This window comes from Flavobacteriales bacterium, from assembly GCA_026129465.1.
In the GTDB taxonomy this organism is placed as follows: Bacteria; Bacteroidota; Bacteroidia; order Flavobacteriales_F; family PHOS-HE28; genus PHOS-HE28.
In genome coordinates this window covers 871,804-897,187 of the sequence record JAHCIA010000001.1, presented here as the reverse complement: position 1 = coordinate 897,187, position 25,384 = coordinate 871,804, and the positions used below count along the sequence as shown (strand labels likewise).

The 25,384-nt window shown below is 62.6% G+C and carries 21 protein-coding genes and 1 CRISPR repeat array; of the genes, 8 read left to right on the top strand and 13 right to left on the bottom strand.

Annotated features, from left to right (window positions below; genetic code table 11):
• Positions 1–2: 2 nt before the first annotated feature.
• The 4 genes from KIT10_03740 to KIT10_03725 form a co-directional block, all read right to left on the bottom strand.
• Positions 3–1,469, bottom strand: a complete 1,467-nt coding sequence (locus KIT10_03740; GenBank protein ID MCW5898361.1) for an HD domain-containing protein — start codon at positions 1,467–1,469, stop codon at positions 3–5.
• Positions 1,470–1,499: 30 nt separating this feature from the next.
• Positions 1,500–2,594 carry a glycosyltransferase family 9 protein gene (locus KIT10_03735; GenBank protein MCW5898360.1) on the bottom strand — a complete coding sequence of 365 codons (1,095 nt, stop codon included), beginning with the start codon at positions 2,592–2,594 and terminating at the stop codon, positions 1,500–1,502.
• Positions 2,595–2,648: 54 nt separating this feature from the next.
• The gene (locus KIT10_03730; protein MCW5898359.1) at positions 2,649–4,802 is read right to left on the bottom strand and encodes a T9SS type A sorting domain-containing protein; all 2,154 of its coding nucleotides are present in this window, start codon (positions 4,800–4,802) and stop codon (positions 2,649–2,651) included.
• 67 nt (positions 4,803–4,869) lie between these two features.
• Entirely contained in the window at positions 4,870–5,676 is an 807-nt protein-coding gene (locus KIT10_03725) for a 2,3,4,5-tetrahydropyridine-2,6-dicarboxylate N-succinyltransferase (GenBank protein MCW5898358.1), read from the bottom strand.
• 37 nt (positions 5,677–5,713) lie between these two features.
• Here KIT10_03725 and ruvX point away from each other — a divergent pair, with 37 nt between their 5' ends.
• From ruvX to KIT10_03710, 3 genes are all read left to right on the top strand, one after another.
• Positions 5,714–6,130 carry a Holliday junction resolvase RuvX gene (ruvX, locus tag KIT10_03720; GenBank protein ID MCW5898357.1) on the top strand — a complete coding sequence of 139 codons (417 nt, stop codon included), beginning with the start codon at positions 5,714–5,716 and terminating at the stop codon, positions 6,128–6,130.
• Positions 6,131–6,191: 61 nt separating this feature from the next.
• A complete protein-coding gene (def, locus tag KIT10_03715; protein ID MCW5898356.1) occupies positions 6,192–6,776 on the top strand; it encodes a peptide deformylase in 585 nt (194 codons plus the stop codon).
• A 2-nt stretch (positions 6,777–6,778) separates the two neighbouring features.
• A complete protein-coding gene (locus KIT10_03710; GenBank protein MCW5898355.1) occupies positions 6,779–7,342 on the top strand; it encodes a hypothetical protein in 564 nt (187 codons plus the stop codon).
• A 6-nt stretch (positions 7,343–7,348) separates the two neighbouring features.
• Here KIT10_03710 and KIT10_03705 read toward each other — a convergent pair whose 3' ends face one another.
• Entirely contained in the window at positions 7,349–8,647 is a 1,299-nt protein-coding gene (locus tag KIT10_03705; protein ID MCW5898354.1) for a dihydroorotase, read from the bottom strand.
• On the bottom strand, positions 8,644–10,683 hold the full coding sequence (locus tag KIT10_03700) for a BatA domain-containing protein (protein MCW5898353.1): 2,040 nt from the start codon (positions 10,681–10,683) through the stop codon (positions 8,644–8,646). The genes KIT10_03705 and KIT10_03700 overlap by 4 nt, the downstream gene beginning before the upstream one ends.
• Positions 10,684–10,811: 128 nt before the next feature.
• On the opposite strand from KIT10_03700, the gene KIT10_03695 reads away from it, so the two are divergent.
• Positions 10,812–11,138, top strand: coding sequence for a nucleotidyltransferase domain-containing protein (locus KIT10_03695; protein ID MCW5898352.1), 327 nt, complete (start codon positions 10,812–10,814; stop codon positions 11,136–11,138).
• A 163-nt stretch (positions 11,139–11,301) separates the two neighbouring features.
• Positions 11,302–13,080: direct repeats of the CRISPR family, unit length 35 nt; unit sequence CTTTCAGGTCAAGATCTTTGACGAGCTGTGACATC.
• A 105-nt stretch (positions 13,081–13,185) separates the two neighbouring features.
• On the opposite strand, the gene cas2 is transcribed toward KIT10_03695, so the two are convergent.
• From cas2 to KIT10_03675, 4 genes are all read right to left on the bottom strand, one after another.
• A complete protein-coding gene (cas2, locus tag KIT10_03690; protein MCW5898351.1) occupies positions 13,186–13,518 on the bottom strand; it encodes a CRISPR-associated endonuclease Cas2 in 333 nt (110 codons plus the stop codon).
• A gap of 9 nt (positions 13,519–13,527) precedes the next feature.
• Complete coding sequence (cas1, locus tag KIT10_03685; protein MCW5898350.1) at positions 13,528–14,433, bottom strand: type II CRISPR-associated endonuclease Cas1; 906 nt, start codon at positions 14,431–14,433, stop codon at positions 13,528–13,530.
• The gene (locus KIT10_03680; protein MCW5898349.1) at positions 14,430–18,488 is read right to left on the bottom strand and encodes a hypothetical protein; all 4,059 of its coding nucleotides are present in this window, start codon (positions 18,486–18,488) and stop codon (positions 14,430–14,432) included. Before KIT10_03680 ends, cas1 begins: the two co-directional genes overlap by 4 nt.
• A 207-nt stretch (positions 18,489–18,695) precedes the next feature.
• Positions 18,696–19,475 (bottom strand): TIGR02757 family protein, encoded by a 780-nt coding sequence (locus KIT10_03675; protein MCW5898348.1) that lies wholly within the window; start codon positions 19,473–19,475, stop codon positions 18,696–18,698.
• A gap of 63 nt (positions 19,476–19,538) precedes the next feature.
• Here KIT10_03675 and KIT10_03670 point away from each other — a divergent pair, with 63 nt between their 5' ends.
• On the top strand, positions 19,539–20,354 hold the full coding sequence (locus KIT10_03670; protein ID MCW5898347.1) for a hypothetical protein: 816 nt from the start codon (positions 19,539–19,541) through the stop codon (positions 20,352–20,354).
• 6 nt (positions 20,355–20,360) lie between these two features.
• Here KIT10_03670 and KIT10_03665 read toward each other — a convergent pair whose 3' ends face one another.
• Positions 20,361–21,143 carry a DUF4412 domain-containing protein gene (locus tag KIT10_03665; protein MCW5898346.1) on the bottom strand — a complete coding sequence of 261 codons (783 nt, stop codon included), beginning with the start codon at positions 21,141–21,143 and terminating at the stop codon, positions 20,361–20,363.
• Positions 21,144–21,171: 28 nt separating this feature from the next.
• Positions 21,172–21,825: an ABC transporter ATP-binding protein gene (locus KIT10_03660; GenBank protein ID MCW5898345.1), complete on the bottom strand. Its 654-nt coding sequence runs from the start codon at positions 21,823–21,825 to the stop codon at positions 21,172–21,174.
• A gap of 144 nt (positions 21,826–21,969) precedes the next feature.
• Here KIT10_03660 and KIT10_03655 point away from each other — a divergent pair, with 144 nt between their 5' ends.
• From KIT10_03655 to KIT10_03645, 3 genes are all read left to right on the top strand, one after another.
• Positions 21,970–22,389: a four helix bundle protein gene (locus KIT10_03655; GenBank protein ID MCW5898344.1), complete on the top strand. Its 420-nt coding sequence runs from the start codon at positions 21,970–21,972 to the stop codon at positions 22,387–22,389.
• A gap of 139 nt (positions 22,390–22,528) precedes the next feature.
• A complete protein-coding gene (sucC, locus tag KIT10_03650) occupies positions 22,529–23,719 on the top strand; it encodes an ADP-forming succinate--CoA ligase subunit beta (protein MCW5898343.1) in 1,191 nt (396 codons plus the stop codon).
• 31 nt (positions 23,720–23,750) lie between these two features.
• Entirely contained in the window at positions 23,751–24,443 is a 693-nt protein-coding gene (locus KIT10_03645) for an alpha/beta hydrolase (GenBank protein MCW5898342.1), read from the top strand.
• Here KIT10_03645 and KIT10_03640 read toward each other — a convergent pair.
• Positions 24,429–25,370, bottom strand: a complete 942-nt coding sequence (locus KIT10_03640) for a hypothetical protein (protein ID MCW5898341.1) — start codon at positions 25,368–25,370, stop codon at positions 24,429–24,431. The genes KIT10_03645 and KIT10_03640 overlap by 15 nt on opposite strands.
• Between the last annotated feature and the right edge of the window lie 14 nt (positions 25,371–25,384).

Genomic DNA, 25,384 nt, shown 5'->3' with positions numbered 1-25,384 from the left:
CGTCACGTGATCGGATCCTCCATGCCTGCCACGGGCTCCAACCCCAGTTTCCGCCCCTCCGCGATCATCATGGGCCAGGCCGCGGCGCGGTCATTGGGTATCACCCCGTCCAGGATCGCCTCCTTGATCACCGATTTGATGTCGCCGATGGCCTTGCAGGGCGGGATGTTGAAGACGGCCATGATGTCCTCGCCGGTGATGGGGGGCTGGAAATTGCGCACGTGGTCCTTCGCCTCCACTTCGGCCAGTTTGTCCATCAACAGGTCGTAGTTGCGCAGGTAGCGCTCCTTCTTCTTCTCGTTCTTGCTGGTGATGTCCGCACGGCACAGGATCATCAACGCGTCGATGTCGTCGCCCGCGTCGAAGAGGAGTCTGCGCACCGCACTGTCCGTCACTTCTTCCTTGGTGAGTGAGATGGGACGCAGGTGCAGTGCCACCAGCTTTTGCACGAACTTCATCTTGTCGTCCAGCGGCAGTTTCAGCCGGCGGAAGATCTTCGGCACCATGCGTGCTCCCTTGTCCTCGTGGCCGTGGAAGGTCCAGCCCTGGCCGGGCATGAAGCGCTTCGTGGCGGGCTTGGCGATATCGTGCAGGATGGCGCCCCAGCGCAGCCAAAGGTCGTCGCTCTTCTCACAGACGTTGTCCAGCACCTGCAGCGTGTGGTGGAAGTTGTCCTTGTGGCCGATGCCGTACTTCTCCTCGGCGCCCTTCAGCTCCAGGAATTCGGGGAAGAACTCGGAGAGCAGCCCGCTTTGCAACAGCAGGTTGAAGCCGATGCTTGGCTTGGCCGTGGCGATGATCTTGTTGAGTTCGGTGTGGATGCGCTCGGCGCTGATGATCTCCAGGCGTTTGGCGTTGCGCTGGATGGCCTCGAAGGTGGGCGGATCGATCACGAAGCCCAGCTGTGTGGCAAAGCGCACGGCGCGCAGCATGCGCAGGGGATCGTCGCTGAAGGTGATGTCCGGATCAAGCGGGGTGCGGATCAGGCCACGGTCCAGGTCGAGGATGCCGCCGAAGGGGTCCACCAGTGCGCCCAAGCTGCCTTCGTTGAGCGAGATGGCCAGCGCGTTGATGGTGAAGTCCCGCCGTTCCTGGTCGTCCCGGATGGTGCCGGGTTCCACCTCCGGCTTGCGGCTGTTGCGGCTGTAGCTCTCCTTCCGGGCGCCGACGAACTCCACCTGTTCATCGTTCCAGAGGAACATGGCCGTGCCGAAGTTCTTGAACACGTGCACATGGCCCGCTTGCAAGCGTTCCGCCACAGCCTGTGCGAAGGCGATGCCATCACCCTCCACCACGAAGTCGATGTCCTTGCTCTCCCGGCCGATCAGCAGATCGCGTACATGCCCGCCGATGGCGAAGGCCGGTATGCCGCGCGCTTTGGCCTCCTCCGCCACTGCCACGAAGAGCGGTTCCTGCACCACACCTTCGAGGCGGGCGGGATCGACGGTATATGCCGATGTGCGGCTCATCGGTGAAGGGCGGCAAAAGTAGGCCGCTGGTCAGGAAGCGACCGTGGCGACCAGGATCTCCTCCGCACACTTGAAATGACCCTTCGGACAGGCCTTGTACCCATGCAGCCCGCAAGGCCTGCAGTCCAGCTTCTCCGCCGTTTCCACCACGCGGCCGTTCTCCCTCAGCGGACCGAAACCGAAGGCGGGCACGGTGCTGCAGAAAACGGCCGTTACCGGGGCGTCCATCGCGCTGGCGATATGCAGCGGTGCGCTGTCGTTCACGTAGTTCATGGTGGCGCGCTCCATCAAGGCGGCGGTGGCCAGCAACGAGAGCTTGCCGGCGAGGGTCTGGCCGCGACCAGCGGCTATCGCGATCCGTTCGCACAACGGAACATCACCCGGCGCACCGATCAACACCACCTGCTGGTCCGCAGGCAGGGCCTTGATCAGCTCCACCCACTTGTGCTCGGGCCATTGCTTGGTGTACCAGACGGAGGCGGGAGCGATGCATACGTGACCGAGCGCCATGTGCCCATGTGCCCATGTGCCCATGTGCGCCTGGAACTCCGTGCGGGCCTGCTCGCCGGGGTACAGGCGGGGCAGGGGACGTGAGGCATCCGTGAGGTGTTCGATCAAGGCGTTGAGGCGGTCCACCTCGTGCGGCGCCACCCCGAGCGCGGCCGAGGGGTCGCCGATCACATGCGGCACCTTCCGCGTGAACAGAAAGCTCAGCGGGTTCTTGTCGTAGCCGACCTTCTCCTTGCCGCGCGCCAGCATCGTCATCAGCCCGGTGCTGAGGAAGCGCTGGGCGTTGATGATGTGGTCGTATTCGGTCTTCCGCAATTCGCCGATCAGCCGGAACAACGCGCGGGTCTTTCCCTGGCGCTTGTCCCACACGAACAGATGCCGCAGGAAGGGGTGGGTGTGGGCCACGGCATTGGCAGGCCCATGTGCCCTCCGTGCTTCCGTGCCGCTTTGGTCTTCCTTCGCACCCCTCGCTCCGAAGAGCCCCTCGTTCCCCTTGCGTACCACCAGGTCGATCATCGCATCAGGGTACCGGGCGTGCAGCTTCTCCAGCAGGGCCGTCACCAAAACGGCATCGCCAAGGAAGGCGGTCTGGATGACGAGGAACTGCTTGGGCATCGGCTGCTGGGCCGGGCCAAGTTAGCCCGGTGGCCGATGACGGACGTGGCTGGTCTACCGCTTCACGAAGCGTCCCACCACGCCTGTTCCCTTCGCTTCGGTCAACCGCAGCAGATAGGTGCCGGGCGACAATCCGGATACATCCAGCGCCATGCGATCGCCACTCATGCGGACCCTGCGGGCCAGACGGCCATCCACGCCGAGCACTTCGATAGTCCAGTGGCCATCGGGCACCAGCAGTTGTAGCAGGTCATCGGTGGGGTTGGGATGGACTTGGATGAAAGCGGTGGTCCGCTCCGCGACGCCGGTGGAGATGTCGATCACCAGGTCGGCGTCGTTGGTGCGGATGGGTTCGTTGAAGTCGAAGTAGATGTCCGCGGCGTTGGAGAGGATCGTGCCCAGTGGCAGGCCACCCACAGGTCGCAGGCGGAAGCTGGCGAAGCCCTGGCTGCCGGCGAAGTCGCTGGTGCTGTCGGGCAGCATGATGTCCGGAAAGTCGAAGCGCAGCACGCGCCCGGGATGCAGCGAGGCCGTGAACGCATGCGAGGTTCCGAGGATCTGCAACGAGGTGAGGTCGAACTCCGGCGCGATGGTGTCCAGCAGGTAAACGTGTATCGCCTCCGCGGTGCCCGTGTTCTGGAAGCGGATGGTGTAGTCCACCCAAAGGTCCTGGTCCAGGAAGTACTGCAGGGGGCTCAGTGCCGAACTGGTCTGCACGAGCTTGTCGTTGGGGTCGTATGCGCCGATGATGGTGGCGGTGACCGTGTAGCTGTCGTTGTCCGGGTCGCTGTCAGGCGCCGCCAGGTCCAATGTGGCGGTACCGGTCACTTGTGTGCCGATGAGCGCGGCATTGGGCGGTACGGCAAGGGTGACGGTGAACGAGGCACTACTGTATGGCGCCAGATCGCCCAATACCCACCGCAGCTGCCCTGCCCCCACTAGCGACCCACCGCCGTTGTCCACGATCGAAAGCAGGGGATCGAAGAAGAGGTCGAGCGATGCGCCTGGGAAGTTGAAGGGACCTTCATTTGTCGCGCTCACGTGGTAGTCCACTTCAAAGCCCGGCCGGTGGATGCCCATGGCCAGGAAGGCGCGGGCATCCGGCCCGAAGAGGGGCTCCTGGGCGATGTCGACCGTGGCCGCGGGTGAACCGGCATCGAGCGTGAAGGGGGCCGGCAGACCAGGGCATACCAGCGCGTAGCCGGCCTGGGTGGTGTTCAGCGCGTAGTCGCCATAGAAAAGTTCCGTGTAGAATGCACCGCTGCCGTTGCTCAGCACATGGTGATCGCCTGGCTGTATGGTAAGCACGCGCCATGGCATGCCGGGATCGGCGCCGCCCTGATCGCAATCCGTGTCCAGGTCGGCGTACAGCGTGCCACTGATGCTGCCGCAGGGGTCGTTGCTCACCGGTATGGTGACCTGGAACACACTATGGCAGCTGGTGCTCGCACTTCCCGGCGGGTTGTTCACGCTTGGAGAGGCGAATACATCGATGGTGTACGCTCCTGGCGAAAGATTGCCAAGGGAAAAGGGGTTCACACTGGGCGCCCACACAGATCCGTTCGGTCCATACACATAGATGGAATCGGCCTGGTCGAAGGTGAGGGTCATCGATCCCGTGGCGCCCCCTGGGCAGCTTCCGGTGACTTCGGAAGCAAGCAGTTCGGGCGCCATCTCGCCGAGTACTTCGATCGGCCCCACCACACCCGTGCATCCGCTGGCGTTGCTGACTGTCACCATGTAGGTTTCACCGGGGCAGAGGCCGTTGAAGTACAGTCCGTTGGGGCTGGCGCCGCCCGTGGGACCCGGTGGGTCGAACACTACCGTGTATGGGAATCCATTGCCAGGGAGCGGGATGTAGTAGTAGAAGCCCGCGTTGCAATCCGCATCACAGGACCAGGCCTGCGGTGGCGCGAAGGGCGGAAACAGCGCATCGGTCTGCACCAGTTCCACTTCCACGGACGCTTGCGTGCCCAGGGCATCCGTCACGGTGAGCGTGTACACGCCGGGTGGGACGTTCGATTGGGTGGAGCTCGAGGAGCCGTTGCTCCACAGGTAGGTGTACGGTATGGCGCCCCCCACGGCGTAGGCCCACATGCTGCCTGTGGTGTTGCCACAAACAGCGTGTTGGATGTTCACCACGATCTCGAAGGCGGAGGAGGGTGTGGCCATCGCCAGGGCGAGTGCCAGGGGTAGGGAACGCATCATGGGCGATAGGGTCAAGGTAGGACGCCCGGTAGACGCTTCGCCGTGGACCTTCGTTGCCCGGTCCGGGTCACACCGCCACATGGTGCTCGCGCAGGGCCTCGTTCAAGCTGGTCTTCTTGTCCGTGCTCTCCTTGCGCTGGCCGATGATCAACGCACAGGGCACGCCGTATTCGCCGGCGGGGAATCGCTTCGGAAGCGTACCCGGGATCACCACCGATCGCGGTGGCACATAGCGCTTCATCTCACGGGGTTCCGCCCCGGTCACATCGATGATGCGGGTGCTGGCGGTGAGCACCACGTTGGCGCCGAGCACCGCCTCCCGGCCTACATGCACGCCTTCCACCACAATGGCCCGCGAGCCGATGAAGCAGCCATCCTCGATGATCACCGGTGCGGCCTGCACGGGCTCCAGCACACCGCCGATGCCCACACCCCCGCTCAGGTGCACGTCCTTGCCGATCTGTGCGCAGCTGCCCACCGTGGCCCAGGTGTCCACCATGGTGCCGCTGTCCACGTAAGCGCCGATGTTCACGTAGCTGGGCATGAGGATCACACCCGGCGCCAGGTAGCTGCCATGGCGGGCGATCGCATGCGGCACCACGCGCACCCCCAGTTCGGCGTAGCGGTGCTTCAGGGGTATCTTGTCGTGGAACTCCAGCGGACCGGCCTCCATCGTCTTCATGCCCTTGATGGGGAAGTACATCAGCACGGCCTTCTTCACCCATTCGTTCACGCGCCACGTGTCACCCTCGGGCTCCGCCACACGCAATTCCCCACGGTCCAGCTTTTCGATCACGCCCTCGATGGCGAGCACCACCTCCTCATCGCGCAACATCGAACGGTCGTTCCAGGCTTTCTCGATCAGTTCATGCATGGGGCAAAGATGGGTGCCCTTGCCGACCTTCGCGCCCATGCCCCGCGTCATCGCCATCGACCACGGCCTCAAGCGTACCGGCCTTGCGGTGACCGATCCCCTGCGGATCATCGCCACGGCATTGGATACCGTGCCCACCGCTGAGGTGATCGACCACCTGAAGCGATACTTGGAGAAGGAAGCCGTGGATGGCTTCGTGGTGGGCCTGCCCATGGGGCTGGACGGCAAACCCACGGACGCCACGCCGCATGTGCACAGCTTCCTTGGGCGTCTGCGGAAGGCCTTTCCGGAACACTGGGTGGAGACCGTGGATGAGCGCTTCACCAGCAGCATGGCCAAGGAGGTGATGCTGGCCAGTGGCATCGGCCGCATGGCCCGCCGCGACAAAGGCACCGTGGACCGCATCAGCGCCACCATTCTGCTCCAAAGCTGGTTGGAGCGGCAGGGGCGGTGACCGTTCATCGGAGCGGCCCGGCGGGAAGCCTGTCGGACGGCTACTTTTGCGCCCCACCGCGATGATCCTCCCCATCAGAGCCTACGGCGATCCTGTGCTGAAGCGCCGCGCGAAAGCGATAGAGCCCGGCCATCCAGGCCTGGAGCAATTGATCGCCGACATGTTCGAGACGATGTACGCCGCCAGTGGTGTGGGCCTCGCCGCACCGCAGGTGGGCCAGAGCATCCGGTTGTTCATCGTGGACGCTTCGCCTTTCGCGGAGGCCGGTGAGGACGGCGAACCCGCGGACGATCCGACCTTGAAGGATTTCAAGCGCGTGTTCATCAACCCGGAGATCCTGGAGGAGGAAGGGGAGGAGTGGCCTTTCGAGGAGGGCTGCCTCAGCATCCCCAACATCCGCGAGGAGGTGAAGCGCCAGCCGCGCATCGTGCTGCGCTACCAGGACGAGCGGTTCAAGGAACACCAGGAGACCTTCGAAGGCTTCGCCGCGCGGGTGATCCAGCATGAATACGACCACGTGGAGGGCATCCTCTTCACCGATCATTTGAATCCCCTGCGCCGCCGGTTGCTGCAAGGGAAATTGCGCGACATCTCCATGGGCAGGACCGACGCGCGCTACCGCATGCGTTTCCCCATGACCAAATGACCATGACCATGAAGCACTGGTACACATCCCTCCCGTTCGCTCTGCTCCTCATCGCCGGTTGCGGCACCAAGGAGAAGGGCGGCGACGCGAAGGCCGATGTGATGCGCGAACGCATCGCCGGCATGGAGGATTCGTTGTTCACCAAGATGAATTTCGACCAGCGTGGCGCTCAGGGCCTGTTCGATGTGTACAAGGCCTATGTGGCCGCCTTCCCCACCGACAGCATGGCGCCCGAATACCTCTTCCGTGCCGCCAGCGTGGCCAAAGTGCTGTATGACGCCAACCAGAGCATCGTGCTGTACGACCGCATCATCCAGGACTACTCCTACTGGGAGCGGCTGCCCGACGTGTATTACATGAAGGCCTTCACCATCGACAGCGACCTGGGACAGAAGGGCGAGGCCAAACGCGCCTACGAGGAGGTGATCAACCTCTTTCCCGACCATGCCTTCGCGGCCGATGCGCGCGTGATGCTGGAGAACCTCGACTACACGGACGCCGAGCTGATCGAACGCTTCAAGGCCAAGGAGGCCGAGCGGGCGGCGGAAGAGAGCGCGAAACGCTGAGCCGGATCAACGCGTGGCCGCGGTGGCGGCCTGCCGAAGCACCACCTGGCCACCGGACACGATGCCCACGGGGCGGCCGGTGAAAGGTTGCCCGATGAAGGGCGTGTTGTGCGAGCGGCTGGTGAGGTCCTCCTCGTGCAGCACGTGGGCGACCTCGGGATCGAAGAGTGTCAGCTCCGATGCGCCTTCCTCCACATGCACGCGGGGCAGGCCCAGCACGGCGCGTGGCCCGTGTGTGAAGCGCTCGATCAAGCGGCGCAACGACATGCGGCCTTTGAGCGCGGAGTTCGCCACGGCGAAGCAGCTGTCCAGCCCGATGATGCCGAAGGCCGCCTGGCCGAACTCCACCACCTTGTGCTCGCGGTCCTCCGGGCGGTGGTCGCTCACGATGGCGTCGATGGTGCCGTCCTTCACACCTTCGCGCAGCGCCTCGATGTGGTGTGCGTCGCGCAGTGGTGGCATCACCTTGTAGCATGACTCGAAGCCGCGCAGGCAGCCGTCGTCCAGCAGCAGATTGTAGGCGGCCACGCTGGCGGTGACCCGCAGCTTGCGCGCCTTCGCCTGCCGCACCAGTTCCACGGCCTCGGCGGTGGAGATGGTGGCGGCGTGCAGGTGGCCACCGGCGTATTCCAGCAGGGCCAGGTCGCGCGCCAGTTGGATGGCTTCCGCCATGGCCGGCAGGCCGCGCAGCCCCAGGCGGGCGTTCATGTGGCCTTCGTGCATCTGGCCACGCGCGCACAGGTCCGCATCGCTGGGATAGACCATCACCGGTCCAGTCTGGCCGGGCAGCCCGTTGGCGTACTGCAGGGCCAGCAGCATCAGGCGGCTGTTGCGCAGCGGGTACTGGTCGTCGCTGAAGGCTACGGCGCCTGCGGTACGCTGATCGTGCAGTTCCGCGAGTTCCTTGCCCTTCAGGCCCTTGGTGATGGCGCCGATGGGGAGCAGGCGTACCGCATGGCCCTGGCCCTTGCGCAGCAGATACTCGATACCCGATCGTCCATCCGTGGGGGGCTCGGTGCTGGGCAGCACGGCCACGGCGGTGAAGCCACCGGCGGCGGCGGCGTCCAGGCCATTGGCCACACCTTGCTTCCACTCCTCACCGGGGTCGCGGAAATGGGCACGCAGGTCCACCCAGCCGGGACTCACATGCAGGCCCGGCTGTTTCACCTCCTGCGCATCACCCGCCGGGATCCGGTTCCCGATGCGCGCCACGCGGCCGTCCTTCACCAGAATATCGGTCTCCGCATCATGATGCGGTCCTCCGGGATCCACCACCCGGGCTTGTCGGATGATCAGGTCGTTCATCGCGATGCGCGCAAGAGGAAGACTTCAGCGGCCAGGAACAACAGGGCGAGCAGGATGCACCACTTCCACAGTTTCGGTGCCTGGCCGAGTTCGGTCAAACGTAGCGAAAGATCGCCCGTGCCGGTCTCCAGCACACTGAAGGTGGTCAGTCCCTTTTCGGTAAGCAGGGCGCGCAGGTCGGCGGGATCCAGCGTGGCCAGGTCGCTTTCTCGGCGCGAGAGGTTCAGCGCGAAGACGGCGAGCGTGTCCCCACCGTCCATGACCGTGTAAGGCCCCGGCCGCATGTCCTGGTCATGGAAGGCCAGCGCGGTGCCGCCGGGCGTGCGGCGCACTTCAGGGGTGAAGGCCGTGCCCTCGGGACCGGACACCGTGGGCGGCCGTTCGCCGGGCAGGTCCAGGCCTTCCATAGGGACCAGTACCTCCTCACCTATGCTGTGGTACAGGGCGCCCATGGGTCTGGCCAGTTCGGCCATGCGCAGCAGCGAGGTGGCGAAGAGGGCATGGCGCACCAGATTGCCCGCGCGTTCGGCGAGCGGCACGGCACTGAGGTAGACCGCTCCCAAGCCTATCGGGGTGCGCGACAGGTAGGGCCGGCCATCCTGCGCGCGCAACAGGATGTCGCTGCCCGGCTTGGGTGTCAACGACCATCGTTCGCGGGCCACGGGCAGATCCACGTTGCGGGGCATGGTCTGGAACACATCGCGGTAGAAGGGCTGCTCCAGGTCGATCCGGTCCACGCGAACGGTGCCGGTATCGAGCCTGGTGGGCGGTGCCGCACCGAAGCGGCCGAAGAGCCCCGCATGGCCGGCGGGATCGCCTTGCGACGGCGGGAACACCGCCAGGCTGCCCCCTTGCTCCACGAAGGCGGCGAGCGCTTCGAGGAGACCGCCGGGCACATCCGGCACGGCCTGCAGCACCACCAGGTCCTGGTTCTGCAAGGCGGCGAGGTCCACCATGCGGTGCGCCACGGTGGTGAACACATGCGTGCTGTCGCCTTCGAAGACCGCCGCCAGTGCGCGATCGCCCGCCTGATCGCCACCGCTCACCACGGCCACGCGCAGGCGGTCCGTCACCCGGTAGCTGATGTGCATGCGGTCGTCGAAGGTCACGGGCTGGTCGCTGATGGACACTTCGCCGTGCACCAGGCCCGGGCCGTCGCCCGAAAAGCGCAGCACGGTATCCACGGTGGCCGAAGCTTCCACGCTGAAGGTGGCGATGGCGCGCTGTTGCCCGGCCAGCGACAGGCGCAGGGGCACGTTCACCAGGTCCTGCGCGCCGTGGTTGCGAATGCGGACACGCAAGGCCTCGCCTTGCCAGGCGCGGCGTACGGGGGTCTCGAACCACACCGAGTCGATGCTGAGGTTGTCCGGCCGGGTGGGTGGCAGGGGCACGATCACCGTGGGGATGGCCGGGTCGTCGGTCCAGTGCTCCACGTCGGTGATGCCGCGCTGCAGATCGGTGAAGAGGAAGGCGCGTCGCGTCTCGGCCTCGCTGGTGGCCAGCGCTTCACGCTGCCTGGTCATCACCTGGGAGAGGGGCCGCGCGAAAGGCCCCACATCCACGCGGGAAGCCGCCTCCATGGCATCGTCCAGTCCCAGCAGCATCTGCTCGCGGCCCTCGAAGCGGCCGGTGATCACCTGGAAGCGATCGGTGGCGGCATGTGCCATGATGGCCTCCTGCGCCCCACGGCGGGCCTGGTCCAGCAGGCGGCCCTGCGCGTTCTGGCCGTCCATGCTCCAGCTGTCGTCGATGTAAAGCGAGATGGCGCGATCGCCCGCCGTGGCGCTGCTGTCCTCGCCGGGGATGTAGGGCTGTGCGAAAGCGAACACCAGGAAGGCCAGCGCCAGCATGCGGGCCAACAGGGTGAGCCAGTGCTGCACCTTGCGGCGCGCGCGGGTCTGCTTCGTCACCTCGGCCAGGAAGCGCGTGTGCGTGAAGTCGATCCGCTTGAAGCGACGAAGCTGGAAAAGGTGGATGAGCACCGGGATGGCCAGGGCAGCGAGCGCCCACAGGAAGGCCGGGTGCAGAAAGGACATCGGGTGCGAAACTACATGACGCGGCGCGGAGACCGGTGCCTATCCGCGCGAAGCGCGGTGCTGTTCTTGCGGTGTAGTCAACTATTGGGCTACATGCCGCCGTCTGACCTTCACCGTAAGTTTGGATCATGCTCAAGGACCTTGTTGCCCGCGACCGTGCCGCCTTAGGCGCCTTGTTGGCCGCCAACCAGGTAAGCCGCCTCTATGCCTTCGGCAGCAGCGTGCGCGGACCCTTCGGCCCGGAAAGCGATGTGGACGTGCTGGTGGAGGTGGATGCGCCCGATGAGGAGGCAGGCCGCATGCTCATCAACATCTGGAACGGCTTGGAGGACCTGTTCCAGCGCCCGGTGGACCTTCTGACCGAGAGTTCCCTGCGCAATCCCTACCTGCGCGCCGAGGTGGAACGCACCAAGGAGCTGATCTATGACGGATCGAAGCACCAAGTACTGGTCTGACGACATCCTGGTGGCGATCGCCGAGATCGGAGCCCTGTAACGATCCGCGCGCAGCGCGGTGGCACACACCTTATGGCCCACCGCCGGAGGCTGGCTTGCCCGCCAAAGTACCCGCGGGCGGCAGTTCCGGGAAGGCGAAAGGGTACTTTGGCGGGCAAGCCAACTTTCAGGTCAAGATCTTTGACGAGCTGTGACATCACGTGGTGACACATCCCACGGACGCCTTCGGTTGTGAAAGGCTTTCAGGTCAAGATCTTTGACGAGCTGTGACATCGTCAGGGACCGCACCAAGACAGAGGAAGAGGTTGTGAAAGGCTTTCAGGTCAAGATCTTTGACGAGCTGTGACATCCACGCCGCGCGCCCGCCACGCTGATCGCCAGTTGTGAAAGGCTTTCAGGTCAAGATCTTTGACGAGCTGTGACATCACGCAGGGAAGGCGAGCACCGTGCTTCCCGTTGTGAAAGGCTTTCAGGTCAAGATCTTTGACGAGCTGTGACATCTCCGTTGCGGATCACCAGCTCGCCCGAGTCGTTGTGAAAGGCTTTCAGGTCAAGATCTTTGACGAGCTGTGACATCTCTATTTTCAGAGACACATGCCTATTTTATGTTGTGAAAGGCTTTCAGGTCAAGATCTTTGACGAGCTGTGACATCGCAGGTTGTGGCCGTGGCTCTGCATGGCCGTTGTGAAAGGCTTTCAGGTCAAGATCTTTGACGAGCTGTGACATCTGGAACTGGACATATGCGTGGTCTTGGCCCGTTGTGAAAGGCTTTCAGGTCAAGATCTTTGACGAGCTGTGACATCGCGAGCGAATGCAAAGAGGTGGGGCATGTGGTTGTGAAAGGCTTTCAGGTCAAGATCTTTGACGAGCTGTGACATCGAACTCCCTGCCAAGCCTTCAGCGTGGCGGTTGTGAAAGGCTTTCAGGTCAAGATCTTTGACGAGCTGTGACATCCTTGGGGCGAATTTCACAACGCTCGCCTCCGTTGTGAAAGGCTTTCAGGTCAAGATCTTTGACGAGCTGTGACATCTCCGATCGCTACGGCGGTGATCATGGCATTGTTGTGAAAGGCTTTCAGGTCAAGATCTTTGACGAGCTGTGACATCAGCCTTGGCGTATGGCCGTCCAGCCGCCCGGTTGTGAAAGGCTTTCAGGTCAAGATCTTTGACGAGCTGTGACATCGAAGAGCACCTGAAACATGCCTTTCGTATGTTGTGAAAGGCTTTCAGGTCAAGATCTTTGACGAGCTGTGACATCAAGGCCAATGACACCAGCAGCAACAGCCACGTTGTGAAAGGCTTTCAGGTCAAGATCTTTGACGAGCTGTGACATCGGTCACCACATTCGAGTAGTTCAGGTCCGTGTTGTGAAAGGCTTTCAGGTCAAGATCTTTGACGAGCTGTGACATCACCACCTACTTCTCCATGGCCAGCGCCTTGGTTGTGAAAGGCTTTCAGGTCAAGATCTTTGACGAGCTGTGACATCACAGCCGTCTTCACCGCATTGCAGCCCGGCGTTGTGAAAGGCTTTCAGGTCAAGATCTTTGACGAGCTGTGACATCGATGCCACCAACGGCGAACCGTTGCCGCAGGTTGTGAAAGGCTTTCAGGTCAAGATCTTTGACGAGCTGTGACATCCCGTGCTGGGTGGACCCCAATGCGCCCACTGTTGTGAAAGGCTTTCAGGTCAAGATCTTTGACGAGCTGTGACATCAGGGTGGCCAGGTCGCCACCGGTGCCACCCGTTGTGAAAGGCTTTCAGGTCAAGATCTTTGACGAGCTGTGACATCACCATGGCCACCTTCACGGTGGTCGATGCCGTTGTGAAAGGCTTTCAGGTCAAGATCTTTGACGAGCTGTGACATCCAGTACCCGCCGCTGCCGCCCATGTTCAGCGTTGTGAAAGGCTTTCAGGTCAAGATCTTTGACGAGCTGTGACATCACAGGTGTCAAGAACAAGCTGAGGCTGAGGTGGTAAGGCGCAAGCGGACGATTCGAAAAACACAGCGCGAAAGGCCCGTTGCCGAAAGGTGACGGGCCTTTTCGTTCAGAAGAGCTCGAGTTGCTGTGGGGTATCCGGCCGTTCACTGGGTTTCTGGCCCCTGAAGAACTCCATCATGCCGAACTGCTTGTCGGTGAGGGTGAACACGATCACCTCGCCCTCGGGCGGCAACAGGCGTTTTACGCGCTTCATGTGGACCTCCGCGTTCTCGCTGCTGTTGCAGTGCCGGGTGTAGATGCTGTACTGCATCATGGTGAAGCCATCTTCTTTCAAGTTCTTTCGGAAGCGTGCATGATCGCGCCGGTTCTGGCGGCTCTCGGTGGGCAGGTCGAAGAAGACGAAGACCCACATGATGCGGTACTCATCGAGGCGGCCCATGGGGCGCGTTCAGGTGAATTCGGGCCAAAGCCCTTTGCGTTCCCCCTCTTGGAAGCACCGTGCCAAAGCAGCCGTGGTGCGCTGCACGGCCACCAGCAGCGGGCTGCGCTGGCCGTCGAGGAGCACATCCTTGGTGGGCAGTTTCAGCAAGTGGCCCTTGATCTCAGTGGTCACCTCCTTGGGGTCGATGCGCTCCTTCACCAGCAGTTCCAGCACGGCCTCATCCACCCAGGGGCGGTAAGGCTCCATGATGTCGTCGGCCAGGCAATAGGCGTTGTACTTGCTGCGGTGGTGGATGCCATAGGTGGGCAAGAGTCCGCTGCCCACCAGGCTACGGGCCACCACGGCGCGCAGGATGGCGTAGCCGTAGTTGAGCAGGTTGTTGGGCGGCTCGCCATGGCGGTGCCGCACGAAGTTCATGGCGGCGGGGAACACGCTCTTCCAATAGACCGCCGCTCCGCGCGCCTCCAAATTGTCGGGATCGCCGCTGCGCACGTTGCGGGCGAATTCGCGCAGCGCATCGCCGCCGATGCCGATGCGGTCGAGCACGGCGCCTTGGTTGCGGAGCTTGGCCTGCACGCATTGCATCCACAGGTTCTTGCGCAGGGGTTCGCTGGCCTCCAGCTGCGCGCGGAAGATCTCCGTCTGCGTGGTGTGGCCATCGAGGTTCAGGAGCATGCCCGTGGGCATGTGCTGCTCGTTGCAGGTGATCACGGCCACGTTGTTGGCCAGCAGCGCGGCCAGCAGCATCTGGGTCACCACCACGCGCTCGTGGTCCAGGATCACCACACCCAGGTCTTCAATGGGCACGGTCTTATCGGCCATGCCCAATTCCTTGGGGTATTGCACCACCAATTGCTGCTCGCGCCTGCGTAGCGTGCAGGGCGAGCCGATGTGGATGGTGCGCTTGATCATGGCCAAAGGGGACTTACCCTGCCTAGTCGATCGACACGGATAGGAATCGCAACAGGTGAAATTTTCGTTCGTGGTTCGTCGCGATCAACGAACTCCGTTGAATTCTGCGAGCCAAGCTCGACGGATTCGAAACCAGGAGCAATCGAACTCAACGAACATTGGTTGAAGTAGTGGCGATTGCCGGAAAACTGGATAGTGATGTACAGCCTGTCCCAAATCGCTTGCTGGTCATCCCAGGGAATATCCCTGATCTGCTCTCCCGGCCTTGGCACATACACCGGGTCCTTCTTCCGCAGTAGGAAGGTGCGGTGGCCCGGCTTTGTATCAACCAGTTCCATGCCTTGCCTTTGCCGCTGTACGGCATCGTAGAAGGAGATGATCTCGAACGAGCGCTCGCCGTTCTCCTCGTGTACATGCACCGCAAGGGCGTAATTGTCGCCCATCTTGATGTGCATGCGTTCATTCGGCGAATCGGGCCGCAGCATGTTGCGGTGCCCGTCAGTATCCCAGATGGGGGTATCGTGCTTCTTGATACGGATCCTCCTCACTGGCACGTTTCGGCCGTCGTTCAGCGCATTCAGCCCGTCGTCCGTCAGTGCCTTCTCATAGTCGTTATCAAAGGCCTTCACATGGTCCTCCAACTCACGGCCGAAGCGCGTATCCAGCACCTTGGTCATCATCTTGGGTGAAAGGCCACCGACGGGTTGCGTACTCACGTAGTACGGCACGAGTACGGTGAGCGCCATCACCGGCTCGGCCTTGCCGTTCATCGGTGGTGCTTTCTTCCAGTCTTTCAGCGCCGCCTTGGTATCGCCGTTGAACTTGGCCAGGCGCTCTTCCAGCCAGGCACGTTCGCGCTCATGTGAAAGGAAACGATTCCGGTAAGCGGGGTCTTCTTTGGCGATGGGGCGCAATTCATGGAGGGGACCTTCCTTCCCGCTGATCTCCACCAAGCGCTTCATCACTTTCTCGATGGGCATGCGCTCCTGCCTGCGCACCTCGCCCATGGGCTGCTCTTCATGCAGCTTGCCTCGAACGGCGAGCAGGCGTTGGCCCTCATTCATCTTCTGGGGGCGCCCGTCCTTACCGGCCATCACCCTGCCATTGGCCGCGTCGTAGTAAGCGGTTCGATTGCTGGCTTTGGTGAGCAGGCGTTGACGGTTCTTGATGCTGGGGATGGTGCGCTCCAACTGCTGCTTGACGATGGTCCGCAGATCGCGGTGGGGCAGGGGCCACCAGGTGAGCTTACCAGCGGCTTCTTCTTGGGTGAGGGCTTCGCCTCGCTGCTTCAACTGCGCGATCTTCTGGATGTACTTCTGTCGGGTGAGCGCCACCACCAGGGCGTCCAGCGCGTGGTGCCGGTGGTCGATGCGCTTGTCGTAGCCCTCGATCTTGTAGTCCACGTGCTTCGCGCCATTGGTGCGGTGGATCTCCTGGATCAGGTCGCGCTTCACGATGCCTTCGAGCCTGCGGAAGCGAGGCAGCAGCACTTCCTTGTACACGGTGGTGAGGCCCCATTCGTTCTTGAGGGCATCGGTCACCTGGCCCACGGTGGTGTTCACCGGCGCTATGCGCTCCAGGAGCTTGCGCAGCTCGGTGCCGATGTAGCGGGTCTCGTTCATCTGCCGGTTGATGAAACTGTCCGGCACTTCTTCGGCCAGCAGGAACTTCCGCTTCCCTAAAGGGAGGTTCCAGTCGTTCATGCGTTTCACATAATCCTCATAGGCCGAACCGCCCTTGCCTTTCATGTAGGGGGCGGCGAGCTGATTGTTCTTCGCTCCATCGCCGGCGTTCTCGGTGCGCAGGCAGAGCACCTTGTTCTGCAGGCTATCGTCGTAGAAAAGGCTGCGCGGGATGATGTGGTCCACATCGGCCTCGCGGCTGAAAAGCTGGCTGGCCTCGATGGTGCGGCCGCTGTAGACGCACTGGTGTTTCTGCTGTTCCCAGAGTTCGAAGCGCTCGATGTCCTTTCCTGTGGGCCGCGCTTTGTTGTGCTCCTTCATGAGGCGGTCCACCACCTTCTTGCGGTCGCGTTCGCGGTCACGATTGCGCTTGTCGGTACGTTGGCGTTCATCGATGCTCTGCCGCAGTGAGCGCGCAAGCTCCACCCGGAAGCTGTCGGGCTTGCCGTATTCCTTCCAGATGTCGCGCACCACCATGAGCGCCTCATTCACCACTTGCTCCACGGTGGGGTTGCGCAGGAATCCGCGGGGCATGCTCTTGATCCACTCGGGCCTCTCGATGGGTTTGCCTGAGATGGCGCGGTGGTCGCCGTAGGCCAAGGTGGCCGCCACCCAGTATTGCAGGCCGGTGAATTGCTCGATGGAAGTGAGGTGCGCAACAGCGCGGCGCATCTCCTCCTTCATACTGTCGTCGCCCCGGTTGTCGATCACGCGCTGCACGCTGCGCTGCAAGCTCGGTGGCCATTGCTCATGGCTCCAAGCCGCACCGCATGCCATGAGCTGGGTGATGCGTGCCGCAGCCCGCGCCGAGACCGCGCCGTGCTTGCGCTCGAAGCGGACCTTGGAAAGTGCATCAGCTTGTTCATCGGTCAGCACGAGCAGTTTCCGCACGGTTGTCTTCCGGTGCTCTTGTTTGGGCTCGGCGTACAGCGCATGCCAGAGTTTGAAGAGCAGGGTGCCCTCCATGCCGCTGAGTTGCTGTGCCTCGGCTTCGATCTGTGGCCAGCAGGCATGTTCACCAAGGATCTTACGGAGCTTGGTGAGGGTGACATGGCCGGGAAGGTCAGCACGCAAACTGGTCTCCCACTCGCTCTTCTTGACTTTGATGGCTTTGAGGATACCCGCTTCGCTCACCTTTTCCTGCTCCAGCGTAAGGCACACCACGGCCAGGCGCTCGTCGCTAGTGAGCGGCCGTTCACGCATGTACTTGTCGCGCAGCACGATGTTGTTCACTTGCTGCCAGATGCGGAAGAGCTGGTAGCCCGGAGAGCTCACCGCCGCAACAGGTTTGCGCTCGAAGCGGCATTGGCCTTTGCTCTTTGCCTGCGACTTCAGCGGGCGCTGGTAGTAGATGACGTAGTCGCGCACGATGGTGCCCAGGTCCTTGTCGGCCCATTGCTGCCGTAGCCCGTGGTTGTTCGGGATGAGCGCCGCCAGGACCGTTTCGCGCACGGCAGGATACCGAAGCACGGCGTGTTCCTTGGCTTGCCTGGCCCAAATGGCATCGAACTCATCCTTGTAGCGTTCGCGCAGCACCACACGCTCACGGAAGCGCGGAGGTTGGCCCGGGTTGTCGAGCAATTCCTGATAGAAGTATTGTCCGGGGTGCTTGCCGCTCTCCGCCAGCTTCTCGTCCAGGGCGTCCTTGTTCTTCAGCCAATCACTCACGCTCACGCGGGAGAAGGTGATGGTGTCGCCTTTGCCCGTTCGCTTGGTCTTGATCTGGATGTACAGTTCCTGCCCAACGATCTCTTTGAAGCTGGACTGCATGGTGGTGCCCTCCGTTCCATCCGCGAGCCGGATGCGCAGGATCTCCTTCTTGCCCTTGGCATCTTCCACTTCACACGAGGCGATAGTGACTTGCTTCACCTCGATGTTCGTGTTGCTGTCCTTCTCCTCGGCATCCTTCTCCTTGCCCTGAAGCTCGTCCATCAGGTCGCCGATATCCTTGTAACCGCGTCGCTGATTCATGTGGTAGAGAACACGGCCGAGTTCAGGCAGCCCGATAGCATCTTTCACCGCTTGCGCACGGAGACCGTACAACTCCAGCGCCGTGAGCATGGGCGAATCCTTGGTCAAGGGTTCACCGAGCTTCTCCGGCCAAGCACCGATGAGCTTCAGCACCTTCACCAAGTTGGCTCGCCTCAGCTTGTACCGGTGGTTGTTGCGTCGCATGCTGCGGTAGCGCCTGCGGTCGGCATTGCGTGTTTGCGCCTTGCCTTGCTCGAAGTTCTTGGTGTCGTCGTTGCTGGGGATGATCCGTGACCCCATGCCATGGAGTTCCACGAGGTCATTGCCCCGCATGGTCACCACAGCCCAGCCTACGCTGTTGCTTCCGATATCCAGTCCAATGATCTTCTCTTGCTTGTCCATATTGGTATGATTGATGGGTGAGTCCGACCTCTCACAGTTGATTTGTCTATGCGGGCGGGCTTGAAAATAGCTTTCTGCGCTTACATTCGTGGCGACCTGAAGTCTTTCACAATAAGGATCATTCCGTTGTGAGAACTGGGCTAACAGGCCAACACCGCGGCCCGCCTTACGGCGGGTCGCGGTCTTTTTCAAGCATATGTGCTCAGGTCAAGAAGATCGGGTTTCCTTCCCCTCCACACCCAACCCGAACAGCGCGATATCATACTTCACGGGGTCCAGCGCATCGAATTCGCGCAGCGCGGCGGTGAGTTCCTCCACGGCCTTCCAGTCGTCCTGTTTTCGGGTGAGCAGCCCCAGTGCGCGGCCCATGCGACCGGTGTGCACATCCAGGGGCATCATCAGGTCGGCGGGTGCGATGCGCTTCCACAGGCCCAGGTCCACGCCGCGGTCGGCGGGGCGCACCATCCAGCGCAGGAACATGTTGATGCGCTTGGCGTTGCTGCCTTTGGCGGGATCGGCCACGTGCTTGCGTGTGCGCGGCTGGTGTTGGATCGCGAAGAAGCGTGCCTTGAAGCGGGCGATCGCGGCGGCCATTTCGCCCACCTGGCCATCCAGCAAGAAAGCGCCCTCCAGCCCGCCATGGTGCTGGTACAGATGCCGTAGCGCGCGGATGAAATGGCGCAGGTCCACCGGCTGGAAGGTGCGGTGGGTGAAGCGCTCCAGCGTGCGCAGCTCGGTGGGCGTGGCGTGCATCACAAAGTCGTGCGGGGCTTCATCCATCATGCGCGACAGACGTTGCGCATTGGCGATGATGGTCTTGCGCTGGCCCCAGGCGATGGTGGCCGTGAGGAAGCCGATGGTCTCCGCGTCCCCACGCTGGTTGAACGCGCGCGGCACCTGGATGGGATCGTCCGCCACGAACGCCGGCCGGGCGAAGCGTTCATAGGCCTCCTCCAGGATCTCCTTCGTGAACCGCCGGTCCTTCATGTCTGTTCCAAAGGTCGTCCGGATGACCGGGACAGTTTACCTTGTGTGGAACAACGCACCACCATGCGATCCATCACCGCCGCCACGCTGCTGCTGCCCTTCGTCCTGCCAGGTCAGGGTCTCATCTGTGACCCCTCGGGCAACCTGGTCGTTTTTTCCAATTACGATGGCGGCCGCGTGACCATCCATGTGGACCTCGATATTCCCGACCTGCGCATCGGCCTGCTCAGCTACGAGTATGCCGTGGTGGATGTGTCCGGCCCCTATGCGGGCAACGTGACGCACGTGTACTTCAGCGGTTTCAACGCCAACAACGACCATTGCGACCTGGGCCTGCCGATCGGGAACACGGTGCTGGGGGCGCCCAACGCGCAGGTGGAGTTCTTTTTCGCTCCACCGGCGGGACTCTACAACCCTTATGGCTATGGCGCCATGATCTGCTGCTACAGCTGCGATACCGGCAGCGACCAGGGCGGCTGCAACACACCGGACCAGGTGGTGGACCATTTCGTCGCGCTCAGCGGCGGTTCGCTGCGTTCGCACTTCACCCAGTACGCATGTTGGGAAGGGATGATCACCCTGTCGCAGGGCGGCAACTGCTGTCTTGGTGTGGTTCCCACGGCTGTGGAAGCGGTAGCGGAACCCGGGATCGAACTGTGGCCTTCGCCCGCGAACGACATGCTGTTCGTTTCGGCGGATGCGACCATGGGCTATCGCGCCTCCATCCACGATGTGATGGGCCGTCTTGTAGGCCTGCCAGCGGTGCTGGTGGGGGATCGCACGCCGATACCGGTGGGCGCATTGCCCGCTGGGACCTGGCTGCTGCGCTTGGAACGCGCGGGTGAGGTGGACTGGCGCCGCTTCCAGGTAGCGCGTTGAGGGCGTCTACCGCCCGCCGAAGTTGAACACCGGCATCTCCATCACGTCGTAGCCCTGGAGGCTGAAGACCTTGTCGTCCACCTTGCCCACGACGAGGTCGCGGGTGAGGATGCGCATCGTCTCACGTCCATCGGCGCTGGTGAATTCGCTTTCCATGGCGAAACCATTCACCCCGCCGGGTGCCGAGCGGGCCTGCGGCAGGCCGCCACCGCCGAAGGAGCGCATCATGTCCATGAAGGGCGCCTCCAGAGCTTCGGCCACCCAGCCGACCCAACGGCCGTCCTCGCTGGTCACCACATACTTGCGGCAGTTGTGTCCTTCGATGGTACGCGTCTCGTTGGTGCGTTCCACCTTGGGGGCTTTGCCATCCTCCTGGCTTTCGGCATCGTCGGGCATCGTGAGTTTCATCTTGCGCATCTTCATCGCGGTGCGCTTGCCCTTGTCGTCGGTCATCATGGTGTACTGCCACTTGCCCTTCAGGTCGGTGAGGATGCCCATTTCGCGCATGCCTTTTTCCTTCACCTCGGGCTTCATCAGCACCATGTCGGCCTTGCTGTGCAGTTCCATGGTATAGGGGCTGCCCTTTTCCTCCTTGCCGTCCTTCAGGCTGTGCATCACCATGCGGAAGCTGCCGATGAACCTGTTCGGCTCGTAAGGGTCCTTGTCTTCCACCATGTTCACCCCGCCCATGGCGCCCGGTGGCATGGCGGGCATGGTGCCGGGTTTCTGGGCTGACAACAGCAAAGGCGAGAGGAGGAGGGCGAAGGCGGAGAGGCGCAAGGAGGACATGGGGTAGTGGCTTTGGTACCGCAAGTTATCAAGTGACGATCACGCCATCGCGCATCACCAATCTGCGATCCGCCATGCCGGCGAGTTCTTCATTGTGCGTCACGATCACGAAGGTCTGGCCCATCTCGCGGCGCAGTTCGAAGAAGAGTTCGTGCAATTCGCGGGCATGCGCCGAATCGAGGTTGCCGCTCGGTTCATCGGCCAGCACCACGCCAGGTCCATTGAACAGCGCCCGGGCCACGGCCACGCGTTGCTGTTCGCCACCACTGAGCTGGCCGGGCTTGTGGTCCTTGCGCGGGAGCACGTTCAGCCGGTCCAGCAGTTCCGCGGCGCGTGGGGCGCAATCGGCCATGGCCTTGCCGGCGATGAGCCCGGGCATCATCACGTTCTCCAGTGCGGTGAACTCCGGCAGCAAGTGGTGGAACTGGAACACGAAGCCGATGTGCCTGTTGCGGAAGGCGGCGAGCGCGTTGGTGCCCAACCGATGCACCTCTTCACCGGCGATGTGCAGGCTGCCCGCGTCAGCGCGTTCCAGGGTGCCGATGATCTGCAGCAGGGTGGTCTTGCCAGCGCCGCTCGCACCCACGATGCTTACCACTTCGCCCCGGGCCACGGTCAGGTCCACGCCCTTCAGCACGGAGAGGTCTCCGAAACGCTTGTGGATGCCGAGGGCTTCGATCATGGAAGGCAAAGAAAGGACTCACTGGTCAGCTTCGCATTACCGTCCGAGGAAGTAGTGAGTGGAGAGTGCGGAGTGACGAGTGCGAGAAGTGCCCGGGCTTTTCTTTCAGCTTACACTTGTGGTCCGATCACCGTTCGCATGGGCATGCAGAGTTTCCGTGATTCGCTCGCCTGGCAGAAGGCCATGGAACTCTGTGAGGCTGTCGATGTCGCTCTGGAGGGGAACCGCAATTGGGGCTTTCGGGACCAGCTTTTCCGGGCCTCGCTCTCGATCTGCAACAACCTGGCAGAGGGCTTCGAGATGCCTTCCGACCGCCATCAATTGAGGTACCTCTGGATCGCGAAGGGTTCCTGCAATGAGGTGATCTCCATGTTGATCCTCACAGAACGCCGGGGCTACTTCCCACCGGACCAGACCGTACACATGCTTTCTTTGGCGGACGAGATCGGCCGATTGTTGCGCACCTACATCGATCGCAAGACGCCACGTTGGGGCAAGCTCCCCGGCGGACGAACGGTGCTGTTCATGTGGCTCTCGTTCACGACTTTGCAATTCCTCCGCTAAGGACCCTGTTCGGCCCCCCATACACCACACTCCCGACGCTACCCTCTCGACTCACCACACTCCCCACTCCCCACTCTTCACTCTTCACTCTTCACTCTTCACTCTTCACTCTTCACTCTTCACTCCCCACTCTCTCAGCATGAATCTCCACGAATACCAAGGCAAAAGCATCCTCGCCCAATATGGCGTCCGCATCCAACGTGGCTACGTGGCGTACAACGCCGACGAGGCCGTTGAACAAGCCAAGCGGCTTGGCCAGGAGACCGGCACCAAGTTCTGGGTGGTGAAAGCCCAGATCCACGCGGGCGGCCGCGGCAAGGGTGGTGGTGTGAAGCTGGCCAAGAGCATCGACGAGGTGCGCGAGAAGGCCGGGGCCATCATCGGCATGCAACTCATCACGCCGCAGACCCCGCCTTCCGGGAAGAAGGTGCACAAGGTGCTCATCGCCGAGGACATGTACGGCCCGGGCCCCAGCGAGCCGAAGGAGTTCTACATGAGCGTGCTGCTGGACCGCGCCTCGGGCCGCAACATCATCATGTACAGCACTGAGGGCGGCATGGACATCGAGGAGGTGGCCGAGCACACGCCGGAGAAGATCTTCAAGGAGACGGTGGACCCGCGCGTGGGCCTGCGTCCCTTCCAGTGCAACAAGATCGCGGTGAACCTGGGCCTCACCGGCACCGCGAAGAAGGAGATGGTGAAGTTCGTGGCCGCGCTCTATGCCGCGTACGAGGGCTGCGATGCCGCCATGTTCGAGATCAACCCCGTGCTGAAGACCAGCGACGACAAGATCGCCGCGGTTGACGCCAAGGTGCGCCTGGACGGCAACGGCCTCTTCCGCCATCCCGACTACAAGGAGATGCGCGACAAGACCGAGGAGGACCCCATCGAGGTGGAGGCTGGTGAAGCGGGCCTCAACTACGTGCGGTTGGATGGCAACGTGGGCTGCATGGTCAATGGTGCCGGCCTGGCCATGGCCACCATGGACATCATCAAGCTCAGCGGTGGCGAGCCAGCCAACTTCCTGGATGTGGGCGGTACGGCCGATGCCCAGCGCGTGGAGAAGGCCTTCCGCATCATCCTGAAAGACGAGCGCGTGAAGGCGATCCTGGTGAACATCTTCGGTGGCATCGTGCGCTGCGACCGCGTGGCGCAAGGCATCGTGGACGCCTACAAGAACATCGGAGACATTCCGGTGCCCATCATCGTGCGCCTGCAAGGCACCAACGCCATCGAGGCCAAGGAACTCATCGACAACAGCGGGCTGAAGGTGCTGAGCGCCGTGGCCCTGCAGGAAGCGGCGGACCGGGTGAAGGAGGTGCTGGCATAGGGTGGTGCGAGAGCCTTCGCAGCATGTGCATATGGATCTCCTTCTTCTACACGGCGCACTCGGTACCCGTGATCAGCTCGCGCCACTTTCCGCCGACCTGCCCGGCCTCGCATCACGCGCCATCGATCTGCGCGGCCACGGCCAGCGGTCCATCCCGCCTGGTGGTCTCACCTTCGAACATTTCGTGGAGGACATCTCCATCGCATTGGACGAAGCCGGCTGGCAGCAGGCCGACCTCCTCGGCTTCAGCATGGGCGGCTATGCGGCGCTGCTTTTCGCGAGCCGGTACCCGGAGCGTGTGCGCTCGGTGGTGACACTGGGCACCAAGCTCAACTGGGACCGCGAGGGCTTGGAACGCGAACGGCGCCTGTTGGACCCGGAGAAGATCCATGCGAAGGTGCCGCGCTTCGCCGAGATGCTGGCCGAACAACACGGCGCGGACCGCTGGGTAGATCTGGTGAAGGAGACGGCCTGCCTCATCACCGGGCTGCACGAGAAGCCGTTGCTGACACCGGTGGTGTTCGCCACCATCACCTGCCCGGTGCTGCTGTGCGTGGGCGACCGCGACCAGACCGCCGTGCCCGAGCACACCCTGCAGGCCGCGCGTCTGATGCCCAAGGCAGGCACACTCGTGCTGCCCAACACGCCGCATTCCTTCGAGGCGGTGGATCGCAAAGTATTGCTGCCGCACCTGCAGGCCTTCTGGGGCTCACTTCCGGCCTGATCGCCAGAACCGCCACCACCGCCGCTTTACCTCCTTCACCGCCGGTTCTTTCTTCAGTGATTCCTCATCGAGCTTTCGCATGGGGGGCGGCGCATGGTGTACATCGGGCCCTTCGTTGGGCCTCAGGGTGGTCCAGCCCTCGATGACCACGTGCACCTGCCGGTGTTCCTCACCCAGAATCTTCTCGTCGTTACGGATGCGCGCCACGGCCTTGTTGCGGTCGCCCAGCACCACCTGCACAATGCTCAGGTCCACCATGGTCTTCCAATCGGGCCAGGTCTCCCCCATGCTGATGGCGCCGATCCGGATGGTATCGCCAGGCGCCATGGTCCAGGTGCCACCTGGCATGGCTGGCGAGGGGGCCTTGGGCGTGGCCACCACACGCACAGCGGCGTTGGTGGGGTTCACCACGAAGAGTTCCGTTTGGAACATGCGCTGGCAGGTGATCACTTCCTGCCTGGGCTGCTCCTTGGGAAGAGGTACGTCAGCTGGAGGCCTGAGACGCTCCATTGGCCAGTCCATCCGCGGTATCGGCCCGTAGTTGTCGTGACCTTGCTCGTTGAAACCGGTCTTGTTCCCCTCCGCATCGAAGGTGGTGGTGCTCTTGTACCATTGGATGCCACCGTCAGGCGCATCGCTGGTCTCCACACGGCTTACGGCGCCGTTCGGGTGGTAATTGAAGCGCACCGAGGAATGACCGGCGAAGCGGCGGGTGTGGCCGTCGAAGATCACCTCCCCATTGCGCTTGTAGGCCCAACTGCGGCCCCAGCGACCGTCCTGGTCGGTCCACTCGCAGGTGCTGATGCCACCGGTCTTGAAGTGATGCAGGACCACTGTGCCGCTGTCGGTCCTCATCTCCTTGCGGCCGATCTGGGCCCAGGATCGACCCACGACCAGGGCGAGGATCAGGATGAAAGACAGGCGCATGGCCTGCCAAGGCC